The organism is Allomuricauda sp. F6463D, assembly GCF_023015965.1.
Taxonomy (GTDB): Bacteria; Bacteroidota; Bacteroidia; order Flavobacteriales; family Flavobacteriaceae; genus Flagellimonas.
Genome location: NZ_JALKAN010000016.1, coordinates 1 through 764 on the forward strand (window position 1 = coordinate 1; position 764 = coordinate 764).

Consider the following 764-nt stretch of genomic DNA (forward strand, 5'->3'; position numbering starts at 1 on the left):
CGTTTGAGATTTCTCACACTTCTTGGGTCGGTTCGAAATGACGAGGAGGTTGTCATTTCGATGGAGAGAAACGACTGAGAAATCTATCTGTGTTTGAGATTTCTCACGCTCCTTGGGTCGGTTCGAAATGACGTGGGGGTTGTTGTTTCGAGGGAGTGGAATGACTGCGAAATCTGTGTGCGTTTGAGATTTCTTACGCTCCTTGGGTCGGTTCGAAATGACGTGGGGGTTGTTGTTTCGATTTGTGGAGAGGAATGACTGAGAAATCTGTGTGCGTTTGAGATTTCTTACGCTCCTTGGGTCGGTTCGAAATGACGAGGAAGTTGTTGTTTCGAGGGAGAGGAATGACTGCGAAATCTGTGTGCGCTTGGGATTTCTCACGCTCCTTGGGTCGGTTCGAAATGACGAGGAGGTTGTCATTTCGATGGAGAGAAACGACTGAGAAATCTGTTTCTCAAAAAACGATACCTTTATTAAATGCTTTCACCTTACTACGTATATATTGTTACGAATAACAAGAAGACGGTGCTTTATATTGGTGTGACCAATAATATTCAAAATAGACTTTCCCAGCACCATTTTGATAGTATTAATGCAAAAGAATCTTTTGCTGGTAAGTATAACTGCTATAACCTAGTTTATTATGAACAATTTAATGCTGCTTCAATGGCTATTGCAAGAGAAAAGCAGTTGAAAAAATGGCGCAGGGATAAAAAAGAGCGATTGATTTCTACCCTTAATCCTGATTGGGAATTTTTGAATAG

General features: G+C 41.4%; 1 protein-coding gene. It reads left to right on the plus strand.

Annotated features, from left to right (window positions below):
• Nucleotides 1-525 precede the first annotated feature (525 nt).
• Nucleotides 526-764 (plus strand): GIY-YIG nuclease family protein (locus MWU56_RS16450; RefSeq protein WP_317236560.1); only part of this gene is annotated, 239 nt, incomplete at its 3' end.